The sequence below is a fragment of the Burkholderia sp. RF2-non_BP3 genome, from assembly GCF_001522185.1.
GTDB lineage: Bacteria > Pseudomonadota > Gammaproteobacteria > Burkholderiales > Burkholderiaceae > Burkholderia > Burkholderia diffusa.
The window spans coordinates 61,859-79,531 of record NZ_LOSU01000051.1 but is presented as its reverse complement, the minus strand read 5'-3'; the positions used below and the strand labels follow the sequence as shown (position 1 = coordinate 79,531).

Genomic DNA, 17,673 nt, shown 5'->3' with positions numbered 1-17,673 from the left:
CATTTCGAAATGACGTTAAACGGCCTCTTTTGGTGCCAATTTAAAAATTCCGACGTGACCGCGTCGTCCGTTATCGATCTGAAAGATTTTTCGTTTGTCCGAGCCAATGTTTAGTGCGCGATGACGGCGAAGCCGACTGAATCCACCGCCGGCGCGCGGATCGCGCGTGCCCGCGATCGATCATTCCGCTTGGCCGGCCGCGTCGCGCACCGCTTCGAGAAACCGCGCAACGACGGGAGACGCCGGCACCGCCGCACCGTCGAATACGAACTCGATATCGAAGCGGCTCGCGAGTTCGTCGAGCGCGACGAGCCGGACCGTGCGCGGGCACGTCGGCGACGCGCTTTCCGGCACGAACGCGCAGCCCATGCCGGCCGCCACGAGACCGATCAGCGTCGGGATGTCGCTGCCCACCTGCGCGATGCGCGGCGTGAAGCCGGCCCGTTCGCACTGCGCCATCAGGAAGCGGTGATGCGCGGCGGAGCGCTGCGCGTCGAACCAGACGAACGGCTCGTGCGCGACGTCGGCGAGCGTGCGCGGCGCGCGGAAGCGGCCGCCGGGCGGCGCGGGCATCGCGAGCACGAAGCGGTCGCTCAGCAGCCGCACGCCCGACAGATGCGGCGCTTCGTCTCGGCGCCACGCCATGATGCCGCCGTCGAGCTGGCCGCGCATCAGCGCTGTCGCCTGCTCGGCGGACAGCATCGGCGCGATCGACAACTTCACGTCCGGACACGCGTCGCGAAACGCCTTCAGCACGTTCGCGACGACCGGCAGCGGCAGGCAGTTCGGCAGCGCGCCGAGGCGCAGCTCGCCGAGCTGGCCGGATGCGCTGCGCAACGCGCGCTCGCGGCTGTCCTGCAACGTCGCGAGCAGGCCCGTCGCATCCTGCAGGAAACTCGCGCCGGCCGCCGTCAGCGTGACGCCCGTCGTGCGGCGGATCAGCAGCGGCGTGCCGATCGCATCCTCGAGCTCGCGGATCTGCCGCGACAGCGCGGGCTGGACGATGCCGGCCGCGCGGGCGCCGGCCATCACGCTGCCGGCTTGCGCGACGGCCACGAAGTAACGCAGGTGACGCAGTTCGATCTGGCGCATGCGATTTCGACTCCCGTTGTCGGCGTTGATTCGGCGGATATGCCTGCCAAGCATGGCAAGCACCATCCGATGGTATTGGAAAAGCATGGCGGGTGTGCCGTACGATGATCGACGTTGCCGGGCCTGTTCGCGGGCCGCGTGCGTTCCCTTTGTCCCGACCGTGTCCCGCACCATGCCGCTACATATCCCGACCCCCTATGTCCGCTCGCAAATCGCGTCGCGCCGTCTCGGCAAGAACATCCGATTGAAGCTCGACGCGCTGCAGCCGTCCGGTTCATTCAAATTGCGCGGCATCGGCGCGGTGTGCGAAGCGCGGCATGCGGCCGGCGCGCGCCGGTTCGTGTCGTCGTCGGGCGGCAATGCGGGCATCGCGGTCGCGTATTGCGGTCGCGAGCTCGGCGTGCCGGTGCTCGTCGCCGTGCCGGAAACCGCATCGGCCCGCGCGCGGGCGCTGATCCGCGCGGAGGGCGCGGAGGTGGTCGTGCACGGCGCGAGCTGGGCCGAGGCGAACGCGTACGCGCTGTCGGCCGTCGGCGCGCAGGACGCATTCGTGCATCCGTTCGACGACCCCGTGCTGTGGCAGGGGCACGCGACGATGATCGACGAGATGGCGGCGGCCGGCCCGAAACCCGACGCGGTCGTGCTCGCGGTCGGCGGCGGCGGGATGCTGTGCGGCGTCCTCGAGGGGCTCGCACGCAACGGCTGGCACGACGTGCCGGTCGTCGCGGTCGGGACGGAAGGCGCGGACAGCTACGCGCGCTCGGTCGCCCAGGGGCGTGCGGTCGAATTGCCGGCGATCACGAGCATCGCGACGTCGCTCGGCGCGAAGCGGCCGTGCGACGCGGCGGTCGAGTGGGCGAAGCGGCATGCGATCCATCCGGTCGTCGTGTCGGATGCGCAGGCGGTGGCTGCGGCACTGCGGTTCGTGGACGAGCACCGGATCGTCGTCGAGCCGGCGTGCGGCGCCGCGCTGGCCGCGCTCGAACAGTCGGTGCCGGCGCTTGCTTCGGCGTCGGAAATCGCGGTGATCGTATGCGGCGGCGTGACGGCGACGGTCGAGCAGTTGCAGGCGCTGAACGCGACGTTGCGGTAACGCGCCAGCGCGCGTGTCGCGGCGCGGCCGGGCGGCGCTGCGGGGGTGAAGACGTAACGACGGCGTGATCGCGCGGCGGGAATGATCGCGGGCGTCGGCGGGAGTCGGGATTCGAGTGGTTCGTCGCGACGGGCTGCGCTCGATCGCCGGTCGCGTCACGGCGCGCATGCGCAACCGGCCTTCGGGCGTGCGGCGATCAAGTGAGGCGTCGGGGAAGGGGGCACATGGCGCGCCGCGCGCGACGGGCGCACGACGCGGAGAGATGGTCTCGCGATCAGTTCGCGGACGGCGCGCTGGCACCGGTCGGTGCGGACGACGCGACGGGATCGGCGGCAGCGGGCGCGGGCGTCTTGTCCGCCGATGCCGGAGCAGCGTTCGCGGAGGCAGGTGCGGAGGCTGCCGGCGCGGGCACGGCCGATGCCGATGTGGGTGCGGCCCGCATGACGGCGGCAGGTGTCGAAGCAGGCACGGCCGCCGACGCAGGCGCCGAAGCAGATGCCGAGGAGGAAGGCGGGACTGCGGCCGAAGCCGCCGCAGGTGCCGCAGCCGATGCCGGCACGCCACCCCGCATCGCCCCCGGCGCGACCACGGCCGATGCCGCGGCAGGCGCAGCAGGCACGGCCGACGCGCCCGAAGCCGGCGCGACGCCCGGCCCCGACAGCGGCACCGGTGCGGCGGGCGGTGTCGGCACGACCGGCGTCGTCATCTTCATCGGCTCGCCCTGCGGCGTCGGCGCGGGTTCGGGCAGCGGCGTGACGGGTTCCTTCTCGGCCGCCTTCACGGTCGCGCGATCGCGGCGGGCCGGATCGATCTTCAGGAAATGCTCGACGAGATTGAAGAAGCGCTCGTAGAACACGCCGGCGGGAATCGTCTCGCTCGCGGTCTTCACGAGCGCGTCGTCGCTCGACCCGATCGGCAGCGACAGCGAGCCGAACACACTGAGCCCGACGCTCGCCGACGTATTCGACTTCTTCAGCGTGTAGCGGTCCTGCACCGCGTTCACGTACGCGATGCTCGACGAGCCGTCGGCATTCGCGTCCGCGCACACGACGTGAAACTCGATCACGACGTGCATGTCGTTGCTCGGCTGGAAATTCTTGCTGCCGTCGACCGCATCGTTGCGCGACGACGACACCACGTAGCCCTGGCTCAGCAGCGCGCGCCGCGCGGCCTCGCAGGCCGCGTCGGATTTCGAGCGGAACGTGTGCGCATACGGGCTGCTCGTCGCGTCGAACTGCTCCTGCTGGTAAATCGGCTTGGGCGGCGACGAGCACGCCGCCAGCACGGTCGCGGCCGCGAGCGCGCACGAAACGGAAAACAGGCGAAATCGGTTGTGCATGGCGTCTTTCAAAAGGCTCGGCGAGATGCCGCGCGAGGCTGCGGGCGCAGCGGCGGGGCCGGTGCGATGCGCGTGGCAATCTCGTATGGCCGGGGCGTCATTATAGTTTCGTTTGATGTCGCGCTCGCTTCAGGCGGCCGGCGCAGGCCGCGCGGCGGCGAGCAGTCGCGATGCCAGCGGGTGGTGTTCGCCGCGCCGCGAGCGGATCGCGTGGATTTCCTCGGTCACGTCGCCCGCCCGGCCGAGCCGGCGCAGCCCACGCAGCAGCGATGCGTCGTTCGCGCCGAGTTCGCTGAGCGGAAACACGCCGAGGCCCCGCGCCGCGAACACGGCCATCAGCGCGCTGTCCTCGAATTCCCCGGCCACGCGCGGCACGATCCGTTCCCGTTCCAGCCACAGGTCGAGGCGTGCGCGCAGCGCCGAGTGGGCGGTCGGCAGCAGCACCGGCAACTCGGCGAGGCACTCCGGAAAGCGCTGCCGCGCGGCCGTCGTGACGAGCGCCGCGGGCCCGTACCAGTCGACCGGCGACGCGACGAGCCGCTCGCTCGTCACGCGCAGATTCGACCCCGACGGCGCGCCCTGGCCGGCCAGCACGAGGTCGAGGTGATGCAGCGCCAGTTCCGCGAGCAGCGCGTCGTGCTCGCCCTCGTGGCACAGCAGCCGCAGCGTGGGCGTGTCGAGCACCGGCGCGAGGATCGCATGCGCGGCGAGCTTCGAGATCCCGTCGGCCAGGCCGATCGCGAGCCGCACGGTCGGCTGGCTGGCCGCCGCGCGCACCTCGTCGGGAATCAACCGGCCCATCTCGAAGATGACCTCGGCGCGCGCATACGCGGCCTGGCCCGCATCGGTCATCGCGACGCCGCGCCCGACCGGGCGCAGCAGCTGGTGGCCGAGCGCCTTTTCCAGTTCGCGGACCTGCGCGCTGATCGTCTGCACGGCCATGTCGAGCCGCTCCGCGGCGCGCGCGAAACCACCTTCCTTCACGACGACCCAGAAATAGTACAGATGGCGAAAATTCAGCATCGGATCGATATTTCGGAAAAACCGAACCAAAGATCAGATTCTCTCTGATTTTTTCGAAGTCGTGGGGTGGCCTATCATCGGGCTTTCCACATTCGAATCGGCCCTTTTCATGGATTACCTGCTGACGCTTGCCGCCGACCCCGCCGTCTGGGCCGCGCTCCTGACGCTCGTCGTGATGGAAGTCGTGCTCGGCATCGACAACCTGATCTTCATCTCGATCCTCAGCAACAAGCTGCCCGAAGCGCAGCGCGCCCGCACGCAGCGCCTGGGCATCGCGCTCGCGCTCGTGATGCGCCTCGCGTTGCTCGGCAGCGTCGCGTGGATCGCGAGTCTCACCGAGCCCGTATTCACGCTGTTCGATCACGCGTTCTCGTGGCGCGACATGATCCTGCTGTCGGGCGGCCTGTTCCTCGTATGGAAGGCGACCACCGAGATCCATCACCACGTGTCGCACGACGGCGACGGCGCGGGTGCGTCCGGCGGCGCGGCCGGCCTGACGGTATGGGCCGCGATCGGCCAGATCGTGATGCTCGACATCGTGTTCTCGATCGACAGCATCGTGACCGCGATCGGCATGACCGAGCACGTCCCGATCATGTTCGTCGCGGTGATCGTCGCGGTGAGCGTGATGCTGTTCGCCGCACAGCCGCTCGCACGCTTCATCGACCGCAACCCGACGATCGTGATGCTCGCGCTGTCGTTCCTCGTCGTGATCGGCATGACGCTGATCGCGGAAGGCTTCGGTTCGCACGTGCCGAAGGGCTATATCTACGCGGCGATGGCGTTCTCGGCGTTCGTCGAAGGCATGAACATGCTGGCGCGGCGTGCGAAGGCGAAGCGCGCGGCGCGGGTCGAAGGTCACTGAGAAAGCGGGCGGGCGAGGGCCCGCCATTGGTTCGGAATGCTCAACGAAAGGAGAAGCGCGATGAAATGTCCGGTCTGCAAGACGCCCGACCTGCTGATGGCCGAGCGCCAGTCGATCGAGATCGATTACTGTCCGACGTGCCGCGGCGTGTGGCTCGATCGCGGCGAGCTCGACAAGCTGATCGCACGCGAAACCGGCGATGCGCCGCCGCGCCGCGACGAGCCGCCCGTGCGGCACGATGCGCAGGCGCCGCGCGGGCGTGACGACGGCTGGGGGCGCGACAGCCGCTCGCACGACGACCGCTATCGCCACGACGGCCAGCGCCGCAAGAAATCGGTGTTCGACCTGTTCGATTTCGATTGAGCGTGACGGCGGGCGTGCACCGCGCCGCACGATGAAACAAAGCCCCGCCGGGTGTCATGCCCGGCGGGGCTTTGTCATGCGCGTCGCGCGATCGTCACGCGGCAGCGCTTACGCGTTGCCGGCCGTCACGTCGATGCGGCGCGGGCGTGTTTCCTCGCGACGCGGAATCGTCAACGTGAGCACGCCGTCGCGCAGGCTCGCATCGATACGCGACGTGTCGAGATCGGGGCTCAGCACGAACGTGCGCGCGTAGCGCGGCGCGCGGACTTCGGCATGCCGCACGCGCAGGTCGGCCGGCGTGTCGATGCGCGTGTCGGCTTCGATCGTCAGCGTGTTGTCGTGCACCTTCACGTCGAGATTCTCGCGCGGCACGCCCGGCAGGTCGGCGCGCAGCGTGACGCGCCGTTGGTCTTCGACGATGTCGACGGCCGGCGCGATCGCGGGCCGGCGTGCGGCCTCGGCGGCGGGCGCGTGGACGGCGCCGGCCTGGCGTTCGGTCAGGGTCTGGCTCATATTCATGTCGTTCTCCTGAAGGTTACTGAACGTTGATCGCACGTGGCTTCGATGCCTCGCGCCGGCCGACGCGAATCAGCAGGCAGCCGTTTTCGTAGCGGGCGCTGACGTTGTCCGCGTCCGCGTTCTGCGGCAGCTCGACCACCCGGCGGAACGCGCCGTGAAAGCGCTCCTGCGCATAGGTGCACACGTCGTCGCCGGCGTCTTGCGGCACGGGCTTGCGCTCGCCGCTGATCGTCAGCAGGTCCTTGTCGATCGAGACGTCGAAATCGGCCGCGGCCATGCCGGGGGCGAACGCGACGATCTCGATCGCGTCGTCGGTCGCGCCGACGTTCAGCGCGGGAAACGCGCTCGGCCGCACCGCGCGGATGCCGGTCGGAAGCTCACCGAACAGGCTCGCCATCTGCCGCTGCACGCGGGCGAATTCATCGAACAGGTCGTGGCCGTGATGGATACCGCTCATGAAGGTCCTCCGGAACAGGAAACGCGAAAGACGCGCCGACGCGACGCCGATGGCGAGTGCGATGCGCGGTTTTCCGCCGAGTCGAAACGGGGGCGGTGCGTGTGACGGGCACCGCCTGGCAACCGGTAATTAGAGGCCGCCGCGGCGGTTTTCAAGAGGGGAGGTGCAACCGGCATCGACGCGTCGTGACGTGAATCGATGCGACAATCGTCGCGCTTTCCACAGACCACGGAGACGGGACGGACATGGACATTCAACGCATCGCGATCGTCGGGGCCGGCGTGATCGGCGCGAGCTGGGCGGCTTTCTATCTGTCGAAGGGCTTCGACGTCGTTGCGACCGATCCCGCACCGCAGGCCGACGCGCGTCTGCGCGACGCGCTCGCCGCATTCCTCGGTGACCGGGCCGCCGAACTTTCCGCGCGGCTGTCGTTCGATGCGGATCTCGTGCGCGCGCTCGACGGCGTCGATTTCGTGCAGGAAAACGGCCCCGAGCGGCTCGACCTGAAGCGCGCGCTGTACCGGCAGATGGACGACGTGGTGCCCGCGCGCGTGCCGATCGCGTCGAGTTCGTCGGGCCTGAAGATGTCCGAGATCCAGACCGCGTGCGACAAGCACCCGGAACGCTGCCTGATCGCGCATCCGTTCAACCCGCCGCACCTGATTCCGCTCGTCGAGCTGGTCGGCGGCGACGCGACCGACCGGAACGTGATCGCGCGCGTGAAGGATTTCTACGACGCGCTCGGCAAGCAGACGATCGTGCTCAACAAGGAAATGACCGGCCACGTCGCGAACCGGCTCGCGGCCGCGCTGTTTCGCGAGGTGTATCACCTCGTCGGCGAAGGCGTGGTGAGCGTCGCCGATGCGGACAAGGCGGTCGCATGGGGGCCGGGCTTGCGGTGGGGGCTGATGGGGCAGTGCCTGACCTATCACCTCGGCGGCGGCGCGGGCGGGATCGCGCACTTCCTCGAACATCTGTCCGGGCCGATCACGACGTGGTGGGACGACCTCGGCACGCCGTCGTTCGATCCGGCCGTCGATCGCAAGCTGAACGACGAACTGCGCGCGATCCAGGGCGAGCGTTCGATGCAGGAACTGGCGGCCGAGCGCGACCGGCTGCTCGTCGAGCTGATCGACGCGCGGCGCCGCAGCTTCCTGCCCTGAGCGCGGCGCCGCGCGGCGTTCCGGTCGCGCCGTGAACGGCTATTGCTGGACGGCCGTTTGCGGTGCCCGCGGCGTCTGCGCGAGCCACGCGGGCTGCGCGGCCTGCACCAGTTCGCGATTGCGCGCGCGCGTCGCGGCATTCGGCGGATAGTTGCCGTCGTTGGTCGGCAGTTCGCCGTCGAGGTACGCCTGCTTCAGCTGCGCGACGACTTCCGCGCGCGTCAGGCCCTGCGCGGGGGCAGCGGCATCGGATTGCGCAAAGGCGGGGGACAGCAGCGCGGCTGCGGCGGTCGCGACGGCGAATCGCAAGACGTTCATGGTGTGCTCCGATCAAGGGGACGGGATGGCGGCTGCGCGGCACATTGCCGTGCGTTCCGATGGGTCCCATTGTCGCGAGCGGGTGCTGCGCGGACGCTGACTCGTTCCGGGCAAGATTGTCAGTTGCGCGCTCACGCCGCGGCGCGGCGGCGTCGGCGTCACGGCGAAGGCGATCGCTACAGCTCGGCCGCCGCCGCGATCAGCGTCGCCTCGAGCGCGAGCGTCGAGCGCGAGGCGGCCGCCGGCCGGTCGATCACGTATTCGAGTTCGCCGAGTTCGGGGAGCCCCGCGTCGAGCCGCGCGAGCCCGGCCGGAATCACGTAGCCCGCGAACGCGCTGACGCCGAGCCCCGCGCTCGCGGCCGCGCGCAGCACCGCGATGCTGCTGCTCACGACGGCGATCCGGTACGGGCGGCCGACCGCCTCGAGCGACTCGAGCACGCGGCGGCGCGATACGCTCGGCTCCGGATGCATCGCGAGCGGCAGCACGGCCTCGTGGCCGGTGATCCGCGAATCGGGGCCGGTGCACCAGTACAGCGGTTCGCTACGGATCACGCGGCCGCGCCGGCTGCCCGCGACGCGCTTCGCGAACACCAGATCGTGGCGGCCTTCATCGAGCGCGTCGAACAGGTCGCCCGACAACCCCGTCGAGATCGCGAGTTCGACTTCCGGATTGCGCTGCACGAAGCTCGCGAGCGCGGCCGTCAGGTGCGCGGACGCGAAATCCTCCGACATCGCGAGCCGCACCTTGCCCGACAGCGGCGGGCCGCACACCGACGTGACGGCCTCGTCCATCAGTTCGAGGATGCGCACCGCGTAGCGGAACAGCGCGTCGCCGTGCTGCGACAGGTGCACGTTGCGCGTGTCGCGCTCGAACAGCGGCCGGTCGAGCAGTTCCTCGAGGCGGCGGATGTGCTGGCTGACGGTCGACTGCGACAGGCTCACGCGCTCGGACGCGGCGGTGAAACTGCCGGACTGGGCGACGGCGACGAAGCTGCGCAGCAGCTCGGGCGGTAATGGACGCATTGCTAAATCCACTGAATCGGTTTCGACAACTTCATAAATGCCCGGATCATGCGGCGCTAGTATCGGATCACGCCCCGGTGCGGCCCATGCAAACGGGGCGCACCGGACGCGTTGCCCGTGTCGTGCCGTCGGCTGCATCGGTCAGTCTAAGCCATCCGGCGTCCGGCCCGAAACCGCATCATCCCATCGACCGCCCGAGAACGCGCTCGCACGACGAGCCGCCGGGCCGCGGCGCACCGCCGCGGGAGACAGACCGTCCGCGCCCGGGATCGGCGTGCGGGCCTGGCTTCCGCACGCGTCAGGCGCCCGTCACGAAGAGACTGGAGACGACTCATGATCATCTACGGAACCGCGCTGCTGGCGTTCTGCCATCTGGCCGGACTGTTCCTCGGCGACCTGCTGGGCGCCGCGATCGGCGTGAAGACCAACGTCGGCGGCGTCGGTATCGCGATGCTGCTGCTGATCTGCCTGCGCCTGTGGCTGCACCGGCGCGGCTGGCTGCCGAAGGAAACCGAGGCAGGCGTCGGCTTCTGGGGCGCGATGTACATCCCCGTCGTCGTCGCGATGGCCGCGAACCAGAACGTGGTCGCCGCGCTGAAGGGCGGGCCGGTCGCGCTGCTCGCCGCCATCGGCGCGGTCGCGATCTGCGCATGCTGCATCGCGGTACTCGTGCGCACGGGGCGCGACGACACGGCCTTCGCGGGCGTGCCGCAATTCGAACAACAGTGACGGAGGCCGCCATGCTGCAGATGCTCGAAAAAACCGTCGCCCACAACGGGCTCGTCGCGTCGTTCGCGCTGGTTGGCCTGATCATGTGGCTGTCGTCGATCGCGTCGCGCAAGCTCACCTTCGGCCGCGTGCACGGTTCCGCGATCGCGATCGTGATCGGCCTTGCGCTCGCGTATGTCGGCGGTGCGTTCACCGGGGGCGAGAAGGGAATCGCCGACGTGCCGCTGTTCGCGGGCATCGGCCTGATGGGCGGCGCGATGCTGCGCGATTTCGCGATCGTCGCGACCGCATTCGAAGTGCAGCCGACCGAGGCGCGCAAGGCCGGTCTCGTCGGCGTCGTGTCGCTGCTGCTCGGCACGGTGCTGCCGTTCATCGTCGGCGCGTGCATCGCGCGCGCGTTCGGCTACACCGATGCGGTCAGCATGACGACCATCGGCGCGGGCGCCGTCACCTACATCGTCGGGCCCGTCACCGGCGCCGCGATCGGCGCGAGCTCAGACGTGATCGCGCTCAGCATCGCGACGGGCCTCGTGAAGGCGATCATCGTGATGATCGGCACGCCGGTCGCGGCCGGCTTCATGGGCCTGAAGACGCCGCGCTCCGCGATGATCTTCGGCGGCCTCGCCGGCACCGTGAGCGGCGTGAGCGCGGGCCTCGCCGCGACCGATCGCCGGCTCGTGCCGTACGGCGCGCTGGTCGCGACGTTCCATACCGGCGTCGGCTGCCTGCTCGGGCCGTCGGTGCTGTTCTTCACGACGCGCGCGCTGGTCGGCGCGTGACCGCGCATGGCGCGTCGCATGCGGCCGGCGCGCGCAGTTCCGCGGCGGCCCGCATCCATCGCGGTGCCCTCTGAGTCGGATTCGTCAACATCATCAATCGGCGGCGGCGCCAGGCTTAGAATGCCGCTGAACCATCGAAGCGGGAGAACAGTTCATGACGGGATGGAATCACGCGCGGCAGGCGCGCGATGCACGCCTCGTGGCCGGCGCGGCCTTCGCGCGCGGCAAGCGGGTCGATGCGCGCGACACCGTCGCGTTGCTCGAAGCGGTGCTGCGGCCCGGCGATCGCGTGTGCCTCGAAGGCGACAACCAGAAGCAGGCCGACCTGCTCGCGACGGCGCTCGCCGACGTCGACAGCGCGAATATCCATGACCTGCACATGGTGCAGTCGGGTGTCGTGCTGCCGGAGCATCTCGACGTGTTCGAGCGCGGGATCGCGAAGCGCCTCGACTTCGCGTATTCGGGCCCGCAGTCGCAGCGGATCGCGAAGCTGCTGTTCGGCGGCAAGATCGCGCTCGGCGCGGTGCACACGTATCTCGAGCTGTTCGCGCGCTACTTCATCGATCTCACGCCGCAGGTCGCGCTGATCGCGGCGGTCAGCGCGGATGCCGACGGCAATCTGTATACCGGCCCGAACACGGAAGACACGCCGACCGTCGTCGAGGCCACCGCGTTCAAGGACGGCATCGTGATCGCGCAGGTCGACCGCATCGTCGACAAGGTGCCGCGCGTCGACATCCCGGGCGACCGCGTGCATTTCGTCGTCGAGGCCGGCCGGCCGTTCTACGTGGAGCCGTTGTTCACGCGCGACCCGGCCGCGATCACCGAGACCCAGATCCTGACCGCGATGCTCGCGATCAAGGGCATCTACGAACCGTACGGAATCAAGCGCCTGAATCACGGGATCGGCTTCAACACGGCCGCGATCGAGCTGCTGCTGCCGACCTACGGCGCGAAGCTCGGGCTGAAGGGCAAGGTCTGCACGCACTGGGCGCTCAATCCGCACCCGACGCTGATTCCCGCGATCGAATCGGGCTGGGTCGAGCAGATCCACTGCTTCGGCTCCGAAGTCGGAATGGACGACTACATCCGCGCGCGCTCCGACGTGTGGTTCACGGGCCCCGACGGGTCGCTGCGCTCGAACCGCGCGTTCTGTCAGACCGCCGGCCTTTACGCGTGCGACATGTTCATCGGCTCGACGCTGCAGATCGACCTGTCCGGCCATTCGTCGACGGTCACCGCCGAGCGCATCGCCGGTTTCGGCGGCGCGCCGAACATGGGCAGCGACGCGCGCGGCCGGCGTCACCCGAGCGAGCCGTGGCTGAAGGCCGGCGCGGAAGCCGACCCGGACACGCCGGCGGCGCTCAGGCGCGGCCGCAAGCTGGTCGTGCAGATCGGCGAGACCTTCGGTGACAAGAACGTGCCGATGTTCGTCGAGAAGCTCGATGCGCTGAAGCTCGCCGACAAGCTGCAGCTCGACCTCGCGCCGATCATGGTCTACGGCGACGACGTCACGCACATCGTCACCGAGGAAGGGATCGCGAACCTGCTGATGTGCCGCGACAAGGACGAACGCGAGCACGCGATCCGCGGCGTGGCCGGCTATACGGAAGTCGGCCGGGGCCGCGACCGCAGGATGGTCGAGCGGCTGCGCGAGCGCGGCGTGATCCGCCGCCCGGAGGATCTCGGCATCGATCCGCTCGACGCCGACCGCCGCTGGCTCGCCGCGCGCTCGATCAAGGATCTCGTGCACTGGTCGGGCGGCCTGTATGCGCCGCCGGCCCGGTTCCGCAACTGGTGAGGAAGAGGGCATGGAACAGTTGAACTATCGCTTCACCGCGCGCGGGCGTGCGCGGGGCGAACGGGCCACGGCGCTTGTCGGCGTGGTCGCGTCCGGCAATCTCGAAGTGCTCGTCGAGCGCGTGCTGCCGGGCAACGAATGCGAGATCGACATCCGCACCGCGGCGGTCGGTTTCGGCGCGGTGTGGCAGGCGGTCGTGTCGGACTTCGTCGAACGGCGCGCGCCGGGCGGCCTGAAGCTGTCGATCAACGACGGCGGCGCGCGGCCCGACATGGTGTCGCTGCGGCTCGCGCAGGCCGTGCGCGCGATCGAGGGGGAGGCATGATGACGGACGCGATCCACGACGCCCCGGCGTTCGTCGCGAACGCCGCGAGCTGGTACGAGGCGTCGGCGCGCCAGCGCGTCGACGGGCTGCTCGACGCGGGCAGCTTCACGGAGTTTCTCGGGCCGGGCGAGCGCGTGACGAGCCCGCACCTGCCGCTGTTCGACCTGCCGCAGCAGTTCGACGACGGGATGGTGGTCGGCCACGGCCGGCTCGACGGCAAGGCGGTGTTCGTCGCCGCGCAGGAAGGCCGCTTCATGGGCGGCGCGTTCGGCGAGGTGCACGGCGCGAAGCTCACGGGGCTGCTGCGTGCGGCGCGCGAACGCGGCACGCCGGTGCTGATCCTGTTCGACACCGGCGGCGTGCGGCTGCAGGAAGCGAACGCGGGCGAGCTCGCGATCGCCGAGATCATGCGTGCGCTCGTCGAGGCGCGCGCGGCCGGCGTGCCGGTGATCGGGCTGATCGGCGGGCGCGCGGGCTGCTATGGCGGCGGCGGGCTGCTCGCCGCGTGCTGCTCGGCGCTCGCGGTGTCCGAGCAGGGGCGCATCAGCGTGTCGGGGCCCGAGGTGATCGAGACCAACCGCGGCGTCGAGGAGTTCGACGCGAAGGAGCGCGCGCTGATCTGGCGCACGATGGGCGGCAAGCACCGTCGGCTGATCGGCGGCGCGGATCGCTACGTGGCCGATACGCCCGATGCGTTTCGCGCGGCCGCGCTCGACCTGATCGGCCGTGCGCCGGCATTCGACGCGGCGATGCTGCGCGCGGAGCAGGCGCGGCTCGAAGCGCGCGTCGCGCGGTTCGGCACGTGCAAGGATGCGCTCGACGTGTGGCGCGCGCTCGGCGCGAGCGAGCCGGAAGCGATTCCCGGCATGTCCGACGACGCATTCGCGAAGCTCGCCGACCAGTTACAGGAGCCGCAGCATGACGCTCGATGAAGTTCTGAACTCGCTGTTTCCCAAGGGCCATTCGATCGGGCGAAACGGCGGCCTGCTGACGGGCCACGCTGAACTGACCGGCACGCGCGTCGACGTGATCGGCGTCGCCGACCGCCTGCCGTTCGGCATCGACGAAGCCCTCACGCTCGCGTCGCACGTGCTCGACACGATCGAGCGCGGCGGCGGCACGCCGCTTCTCGTGCTCGTCGACAGCGACAGCCAGCGGATGAGCAAGCGCGACGAACTGCTCGGCCTGAACGAAGGGCTGTCGCATCTCGCGAAATGCCTGATGCATGCGGAGCTCGCCGGGCACCGGACGATCGGGCTGCTATACGGCCATACGGCCGCGGGCGCGTTCATCGCGACCGCGCTCGCGACGCGCACGCTGCTCGCGGTGCCGGGCGCCGAGCCCGAGGTGATGGACCTGCCGTCGATGTCGCGCGTGACGAAGCTGCCGATCGACGTGCTGAAGGAGATGGCGCGCTCGACGCCGGTGTTCGCGCCGGGACTCGACAATCTCGTGAAGATGGGCGCCGTCGACGCCGTGCTCGATCCGGCCCGTGCGCTCGACGCGCAGGTCGGCGAATGGCTCGGCAAGCCGACCGACCGCACCGATGGTCGTGCTGCGCGCGGCCGGCCGGTCGCGGCCGACGTCGCGCGGCGGGTCGAGGCACTCGCGCGTGCCGCACGCTGACACGCCGCTGCGCCGCCACACGCTCGTCACGCTGACGGCGGCCGGGTGGGGCGGCGCATGCGCGCGCGATCCCGCGCTGGAGGCCGATCCGCTCGTGCAGGCGTGGGCCGCGCGCGGCTGGCCGTTGATCGTGCGCCGCGCGTCGCCCGACGAGGCCGATGCGCGGCGCGTGCCGCTCGGCGTGCCGCTGCCGCCTTCCGCGGGCAAGCGGCGCATCGCCCTGAACGTCGCCGCCGACGCGGTCGAGTCGGTCGGCCCGCTGCCCACGCTGGCCGACGTGCTGGTCGCCGCGCCCGACGCCTGGCACGCGACGCTGCGCGAGCTGGACGCGCTCGGCACGCGCTGCGGCGCGCAGGGTCGCGTGTTCGGCAGTCTCGCGTGGCAGGCGCTGACGGGCGAGTGCTATCTGAGCGCGTCCTCCGATCTCGACATCGTGTTCCCGCTGCCGGACGCCGCATCGCTTGCCGCGCTGCTCGACGGCCTGGCGGCACTCGACGCGCGCGCGCCGATGCGCATCGACGGCGAACTGCTGCGCGATGACGGCGCGGGCGTGAACTGGCGCGAATTGCATGCGCGGCTGCCTGAAGTCGCGGTCAAGACGGCGGTGGCGGTCGAATTGATGTCTGCCGACGCATTCACGGGAGGCACGCGATGAGTGCATGGGCCGCCTGCCGCGCGGCGGCGCCGTCCGACGCCGAGCGCATCGCCGAACTCGCCGAGCGCAGCCTCGTGCTCGAAATCGAGACATATCCGAAACCGGGCCTCGTCAGTCACATCGACACCGGCAGCCATGCGGACATGGACGCCGCGACGTTCGCGCGCAGCGCGGCCGTGCTGCGGCCGTACTTCGCGGAGCTCGCCGACGCCGGCGCACGCGACGCGGGCATGGCCGTGCTGCGCAAGATCGGGCTGCGCGCGGAACACGCGATGCTCGCCGCGACCGGCGGCGTCAACACGCATCGCGGCGCGATCTTCGGGCTCGGGCTGCTGTGCGCGGCCGCCGGCCGCCGCGCGGTGCCCGGCTCGGCGGCACGCACGATGACGCTCGGCGCGTTCGTCGCGCGGCGGTGGGGCGCCGAGATCCTCGGCGGCCCGCGGCTGCCCGACAGCCACGGCGAGCGCGCGAGCCGCCGCTACGGCGTCGGCGGCGCGCGTCGCGAGGCGGCCGACGGGTTCGCGACCGTGTACGGCGTCGGTTTGCCGGCACTGCGCCGCGCGCAGCGCCGCGTGCCGGACGATCCGGAGGCCGCGCGCGTCGACGCATGCTTCGCGCTGATCGCCGCGCTCGACGATACGAATCTGCTGCACCGGGGCGGGCAGGCCGGCCTCGATTTCGCGCGGGCCACGGCGCGCGCATTCGTCGCCCGCGGCGGCATACGCGCTCGCGACTGGCGATTGCGCGCGACCGCCGCACACCATGCGTTCGTCGCTCGCCGGCTGAGCCCGGGCGGCGCGGCCGATCTGCTGGCGATGAGCGTGTTCGTCGACGCACTCGAAGCGGCCGGGGTGGGGCGATGACGCTGGCGATCCTGTGTTCGGGGCAAGGCGCGCAGCGGGCGGACATGTTCGAGTTGACCGGTGCCGCGCCACAGGCTGATGCGCTGTTCGAGCATGCCGGCCGGCTCCTTGGCGACGATCCGCGCGACTGGGTGCGGCACGCCGAACCGGACGCGCTGCGCGAGAACCGCGCCGCGCAGATCCTTTGCACGGTGCAGGCGCTCGCGGCGGCCGCGCTGCTCGAAGCGGTGTGGCCGCGCCGGCGCTGCGTCGCCGGGTATAGCGTCGGCGAAGTCGCGTCGTGGAGCGTCGCGGGGATGATCGATCCGCACGACGCGCTGGATCTGGCCGACGCGCGCGCGCGCGCAATGGACGCCGCGAGCGGCGGCGACGAACGGATGGCGTTCGTGCGCGGGCTGACGCGCGCGCAGCTCGCGCAACTGTGCGACGGCCGCGATGCGGCGATCGCGATCGCCAATCCGGGCGAAGCATTCGTGGTGGCCGGACGGCAGGCCGACGTCGCCGCAGTGGCCGACGACGCGGCACGCGACGGTGCGCTGCGCGTCGCGCCCGTGTGCGTGCGGATCGCGTCGCACACGCGCCGGCTCGCGACGGCGGTGCCCGCGTTCCGCGCGTCGCTGGCTGCCGTGAACGTGCGCCGGCCGTTGCCCGGTACGCGGCTGTTTTCGGGGATCGACGGCGCGTCGGTGCTCGATGTCGGCACGGCGCTCGACAAGCTCGCACGGCAGATCGCGGAGCCGGTCGAGTGGGCGGCCTGCCTGGCCGCATGCGTCGAGGCCGGCGCGACCGCGTTTCTCGAGCTCGGCCCGGGCCGCGCCCTGACCGAGATGGTGGGCGGCGCGTATCCGGCGCTGCCGGCACGCAGCGTCGCGGATTTTCGTTCCGTCGACGGGATCGCGAGCTGGCTCGCACGCGTCGCGGCTGCCTGACGGGCGGCCCGCGAGCGGCCCGGAAACGCTCGGAAATCCCGGCAACATCGATTCCGGAACCGGCCCGCCAGGCGCGCGTTGCGCACCGGGTGTTGCGCCGGCGCAGCAGCGTCGCAGCAGGCGCTTGCCACGCGAATTGGCGTCGCTACAATGGCGCCCGCCATGAGATCCGCCGCCTTCCTCCTCGCCGTGCTTTGCTGCGCGGCGACCGCCCACGCCAGCCCGATTCCGTCCGATGCCGCATCGGTCGGCACGTACTTTTCGTATGACAATGCGGCGGCCGACGCGACCGTCGACCTGATCGGTCAGGCGCAGCGCCGCGTGCTGCTGGCCGGCTACGCGTACGTGCCGCCCGCGGTCGCGGCGGCGCTGCGTGACGCGCGTTCGCGCGGCATCGAAGTGCGCGTCGTGCTGGTGCGTTCGTCGCGTGCGGGCAAATACAGCGGCGCGGGTTATCTGAAATCGGCCGGCATCGACGTCGCGATCGATTCGCGGCATGGCGATCCCGCGCCGCGCTTCGTGATCGTCGACGACAGCGTCGCGCTGACGACGCTGTCCGACGGCGCGCCCGCGCACGCGGAAACGGTGAACGTGTTCCAGCGCGCACCGGAACTCGCGCAGTCGTACGCGCAGTCGTTCTGGCGGCTGTACCGGCAGGCCGGCGGGCTCTGAGCGCCTGACGGGCGGTCCGCCCGGGCGAGCGCCACCA

Annotated in this window: 21 protein-coding genes; 14 read left to right on the top strand and 7 right to left on the bottom strand. The window is 70.7% G+C overall.

Annotated elements, in window-relative coordinates:
* Positions 1–180: 180 nt before the first annotated feature.
* Positions 181–1,092, bottom strand: a complete 912-nt coding sequence (locus WS45_RS24425; protein ID WP_059691149.1) for a LysR family transcriptional regulator — start codon at positions 1,090–1,092, stop codon at positions 181–183.
* Positions 1,093–1,264: 172 nt separating this feature from the next.
* Here WS45_RS24425 and WS45_RS24420 point away from each other — a divergent pair, with 172 nt between their 5' ends.
* Positions 1,265–2,185, top strand: coding sequence for a pyridoxal-phosphate dependent enzyme (locus WS45_RS24420; RefSeq protein WP_059702067.1), 921 nt, complete (start codon positions 1,265–1,267; stop codon positions 2,183–2,185).
* Positions 2,186–2,459: 274 nt separating this feature from the next.
* On the opposite strand, the gene WS45_RS24415 is transcribed toward WS45_RS24420, so the two are convergent.
* Both WS45_RS24415 and WS45_RS24410 read right to left on the bottom strand, forming a co-directional pair.
* Complete coding sequence (locus tag WS45_RS24415) at positions 2,460–3,524, bottom strand: DUF2242 domain-containing protein (protein WP_059702065.1); 1,065 nt, start codon at positions 3,522–3,524, stop codon at positions 2,460–2,462.
* A 129-nt stretch (positions 3,525–3,653) separates the two neighbouring features.
* Positions 3,654–4,547 (bottom strand): LysR family transcriptional regulator, encoded by an 894-nt coding sequence (locus WS45_RS24410; RefSeq protein WP_059702063.1) that lies wholly within the window; start codon positions 4,545–4,547, stop codon positions 3,654–3,656.
* A 109-nt stretch (positions 4,548–4,656) separates the two neighbouring features.
* Between WS45_RS24410 and WS45_RS24405 the strand changes: the two genes are divergently transcribed.
* Positions 4,657–5,412, top strand: coding sequence for a TerC family protein (locus tag WS45_RS24405; RefSeq protein ID WP_059523522.1), 756 nt, complete (start codon positions 4,657–4,659; stop codon positions 5,410–5,412).
* A gap of 60 nt (positions 5,413–5,472) precedes the next feature.
* Positions 5,473–5,775: a TFIIB-type zinc ribbon-containing protein gene (locus WS45_RS24400; protein ID WP_059702061.1), complete on the top strand. Its 303-nt coding sequence runs from the start codon at positions 5,473–5,475 to the stop codon at positions 5,773–5,775.
* Positions 5,776–5,883: 108 nt separating this feature from the next.
* Here the strand turns inward: WS45_RS24400 and WS45_RS24395 are convergent, their stop codons facing one another.
* Both WS45_RS24395 and WS45_RS24390 read right to left on the bottom strand, forming a co-directional pair.
* Positions 5,884–6,294: an Hsp20/alpha crystallin family protein gene (locus tag WS45_RS24395; protein ID WP_059523518.1), complete on the bottom strand. Its 411-nt coding sequence runs from the start codon at positions 6,292–6,294 to the stop codon at positions 5,884–5,886.
* Positions 6,295–6,310: 16 nt separating this feature from the next.
* The gene (locus WS45_RS24390; RefSeq protein WP_059702059.1) at positions 6,311–6,751 is read right to left on the bottom strand and encodes an Hsp20/alpha crystallin family protein; all 441 of its coding nucleotides are present in this window, start codon (positions 6,749–6,751) and stop codon (positions 6,311–6,313) included.
* A 245-nt stretch (positions 6,752–6,996) separates the two neighbouring features.
* Here WS45_RS24390 and WS45_RS24385 point away from each other — a divergent pair, with 245 nt between their 5' ends.
* On the top strand, positions 6,997–7,914 hold the full coding sequence (locus WS45_RS24385; protein ID WP_059702057.1) for a 3-hydroxyacyl-CoA dehydrogenase NAD-binding domain-containing protein: 918 nt from the start codon (positions 6,997–6,999) through the stop codon (positions 7,912–7,914).
* A 39-nt stretch (positions 7,915–7,953) separates the two neighbouring features.
* Here the strand turns inward: WS45_RS24385 and WS45_RS24380 are convergent, their stop codons facing one another.
* Positions 7,954–8,232, bottom strand: coding sequence for a DUF4148 domain-containing protein (locus tag WS45_RS24380; RefSeq protein ID WP_059702054.1), 279 nt, complete (start codon positions 8,230–8,232; stop codon positions 7,954–7,956).
* Between the two features lie 176 nt (positions 8,233–8,408).
* Positions 8,409–9,257: a LysR substrate-binding domain-containing protein gene (locus WS45_RS24375; protein WP_039322076.1), complete on the bottom strand. Its 849-nt coding sequence runs from the start codon at positions 9,255–9,257 to the stop codon at positions 8,409–8,411.
* 333 nt (positions 9,258–9,590) lie between these two features.
* Here WS45_RS24375 and madL point away from each other — a divergent pair, with 333 nt between their 5' ends.
* The 10 genes from madL to WS45_RS24325 all read left to right on the top strand — a co-directional run bounded on the left by madL (position 9,591) and on the right by WS45_RS24325 (position 17,636).
* Entirely contained in the window at positions 9,591–9,986 is a 396-nt protein-coding gene (gene madL / locus WS45_RS24370) for a malonate transporter subunit MadL (RefSeq protein WP_059449382.1), read from the top strand.
* A gap of 11 nt (positions 9,987–9,997) precedes the next feature.
* Entirely contained in the window at positions 9,998–10,765 is a 768-nt protein-coding gene (gene madM / locus WS45_RS24365) for a malonate transporter subunit MadM (protein WP_059523510.1), read from the top strand.
* Positions 10,766–10,919: 154 nt separating this feature from the next.
* On the top strand, positions 10,920–12,566 hold the full coding sequence (gene mdcA / locus WS45_RS24360; protein ID WP_059702051.1) for a malonate decarboxylase subunit alpha: 1,647 nt from the start codon (positions 10,920–10,922) through the stop codon (positions 12,564–12,566).
* A 10-nt stretch (positions 12,567–12,576) separates the two neighbouring features.
* On the top strand, positions 12,577–12,891 hold the full coding sequence (gene mdcC, locus WS45_RS24355; protein WP_059523506.1) for a malonate decarboxylase acyl carrier protein: 315 nt from the start codon (positions 12,577–12,579) through the stop codon (positions 12,889–12,891).
* Positions 12,888–13,823, top strand: a complete 936-nt coding sequence (locus tag WS45_RS24350; RefSeq protein WP_059702048.1) for a biotin-independent malonate decarboxylase subunit beta — start codon at positions 12,888–12,890, stop codon at positions 13,821–13,823. The genes mdcC and WS45_RS24350 overlap by 4 nt, the downstream gene beginning before the upstream one ends.
* The gene (gene mdcE, locus WS45_RS24345) at positions 13,810–14,517 is read left to right on the top strand and encodes a biotin-independent malonate decarboxylase subunit gamma (RefSeq protein WP_059702045.1); all 708 of its coding nucleotides are present in this window, start codon (positions 13,810–13,812) and stop codon (positions 14,515–14,517) included. The genes WS45_RS24350 and mdcE overlap by 14 nt, the downstream gene beginning before the upstream one ends.
* Complete coding sequence (gene mdcG, locus WS45_RS24340; RefSeq protein ID WP_059702192.1) at positions 14,504–15,172, top strand: malonate decarboxylase holo-[acyl-carrier-protein] synthase; 669 nt, start codon at positions 14,504–14,506, stop codon at positions 15,170–15,172. The genes mdcE and mdcG overlap by 14 nt, the downstream gene beginning before the upstream one ends.
* On the top strand, positions 15,169–16,035 hold the full coding sequence (gene mdcB, locus WS45_RS24335) for a triphosphoribosyl-dephospho-CoA synthase MdcB (protein WP_059702043.1): 867 nt from the start codon (positions 15,169–15,171) through the stop codon (positions 16,033–16,035). Before mdcG ends, mdcB begins: the two co-directional genes overlap by 4 nt.
* Complete coding sequence (mdcH, locus tag WS45_RS24330) at positions 16,032–16,964, top strand: malonate decarboxylase subunit epsilon (RefSeq protein WP_059702041.1); 933 nt, start codon at positions 16,032–16,034, stop codon at positions 16,962–16,964. The genes mdcB and mdcH overlap by 4 nt, the downstream gene beginning before the upstream one ends.
* 150 nt (positions 16,965–17,114) lie before the next feature.
* Positions 17,115–17,636 carry a phospholipase D-like domain-containing protein gene (locus WS45_RS24325; protein WP_059691163.1) on the top strand — a complete coding sequence of 174 codons (522 nt, stop codon included), beginning with the start codon at positions 17,115–17,117 and terminating at the stop codon, positions 17,634–17,636.
* Positions 17,637–17,673: the final 37 nt, after the last annotated feature.

Bases quoted from the DNA above. Each gene is read 5' to 3' on its own strand.
- WS45_RS24425 (WP_059691149.1), bottom strand. From the start codon at position 1,092: ATGCGCCAGATCGAACTGCGTCACCTGCGTTACTTCGTGGCCGTCGCG.
- WS45_RS24420 (WP_059702067.1), top strand. From the start codon at position 1,265: ATGCCGCTACATATCCCGACCCCCTATGTCCGCTCGCAAATCGCGTCG.
- WS45_RS24415 (WP_059702065.1), bottom strand. From the start codon at position 3,524: ATGCACAACCGATTTCGCCTGTTTTCCGTTTCGTGCGCGCTCGCGGCC.
- WS45_RS24410 (WP_059702063.1), bottom strand. From the start codon at position 4,547: ATGCTGAATTTTCGCCATCTGTACTATTTCTGGGTCGTCGTGAAGGAA.
- WS45_RS24405 (WP_059523522.1), top strand. From the start codon at position 4,657: ATGGATTACCTGCTGACGCTTGCCGCCGACCCCGCCGTCTGGGCCGCG.
- WS45_RS24400 (WP_059702061.1), top strand. From the start codon at position 5,473: ATGAAATGTCCGGTCTGCAAGACGCCCGACCTGCTGATGGCCGAGCGC.
- WS45_RS24395 (WP_059523518.1), bottom strand. From the start codon at position 6,294: ATGAATATGAGCCAGACCCTGACCGAACGCCAGGCCGGCGCCGTCCAC.
- WS45_RS24390 (WP_059702059.1), bottom strand. From the start codon at position 6,751: ATGAGCGGTATCCATCACGGCCACGACCTGTTCGATGAATTCGCCCGC.
- WS45_RS24385 (WP_059702057.1), top strand. From the start codon at position 6,997: ATGGACATTCAACGCATCGCGATCGTCGGGGCCGGCGTGATCGGCGCG.
- WS45_RS24380 (WP_059702054.1), bottom strand. From the start codon at position 8,232: ATGAACGTCTTGCGATTCGCCGTCGCGACCGCCGCAGCCGCGCTGCTG.
- WS45_RS24375 (WP_039322076.1), bottom strand. From the start codon at position 9,257: ATGCGTCCATTACCGCCCGAGCTGCTGCGCAGCTTCGTCGCCGTCGCC.
- madL (WP_059449382.1), top strand. From the start codon at position 9,591: ATGATCATCTACGGAACCGCGCTGCTGGCGTTCTGCCATCTGGCCGGA.
- madM (WP_059523510.1), top strand. From the start codon at position 9,998: ATGCTGCAGATGCTCGAAAAAACCGTCGCCCACAACGGGCTCGTCGCG.
- mdcA (WP_059702051.1), top strand. From the start codon at position 10,920: ATGACGGGATGGAATCACGCGCGGCAGGCGCGCGATGCACGCCTCGTG.
- mdcC (WP_059523506.1), top strand. From the start codon at position 12,577: ATGGAACAGTTGAACTATCGCTTCACCGCGCGCGGGCGTGCGCGGGGC.
- WS45_RS24350 (WP_059702048.1), top strand. From the start codon at position 12,888: ATGATGACGGACGCGATCCACGACGCCCCGGCGTTCGTCGCGAACGCC.
- mdcE (WP_059702045.1), top strand. From the start codon at position 13,810: ATGACGCTCGATGAAGTTCTGAACTCGCTGTTTCCCAAGGGCCATTCG.
- mdcB (WP_059702043.1), top strand. From the start codon at position 15,169: ATGAGTGCATGGGCCGCCTGCCGCGCGGCGGCGCCGTCCGACGCCGAG.
- mdcH (WP_059702041.1), top strand. From the start codon at position 16,032: ATGACGCTGGCGATCCTGTGTTCGGGGCAAGGCGCGCAGCGGGCGGAC.
- WS45_RS24325 (WP_059691163.1), top strand. From the start codon at position 17,115: ATGGCGCCCGCCATGAGATCCGCCGCCTTCCTCCTCGCCGTGCTTTGC.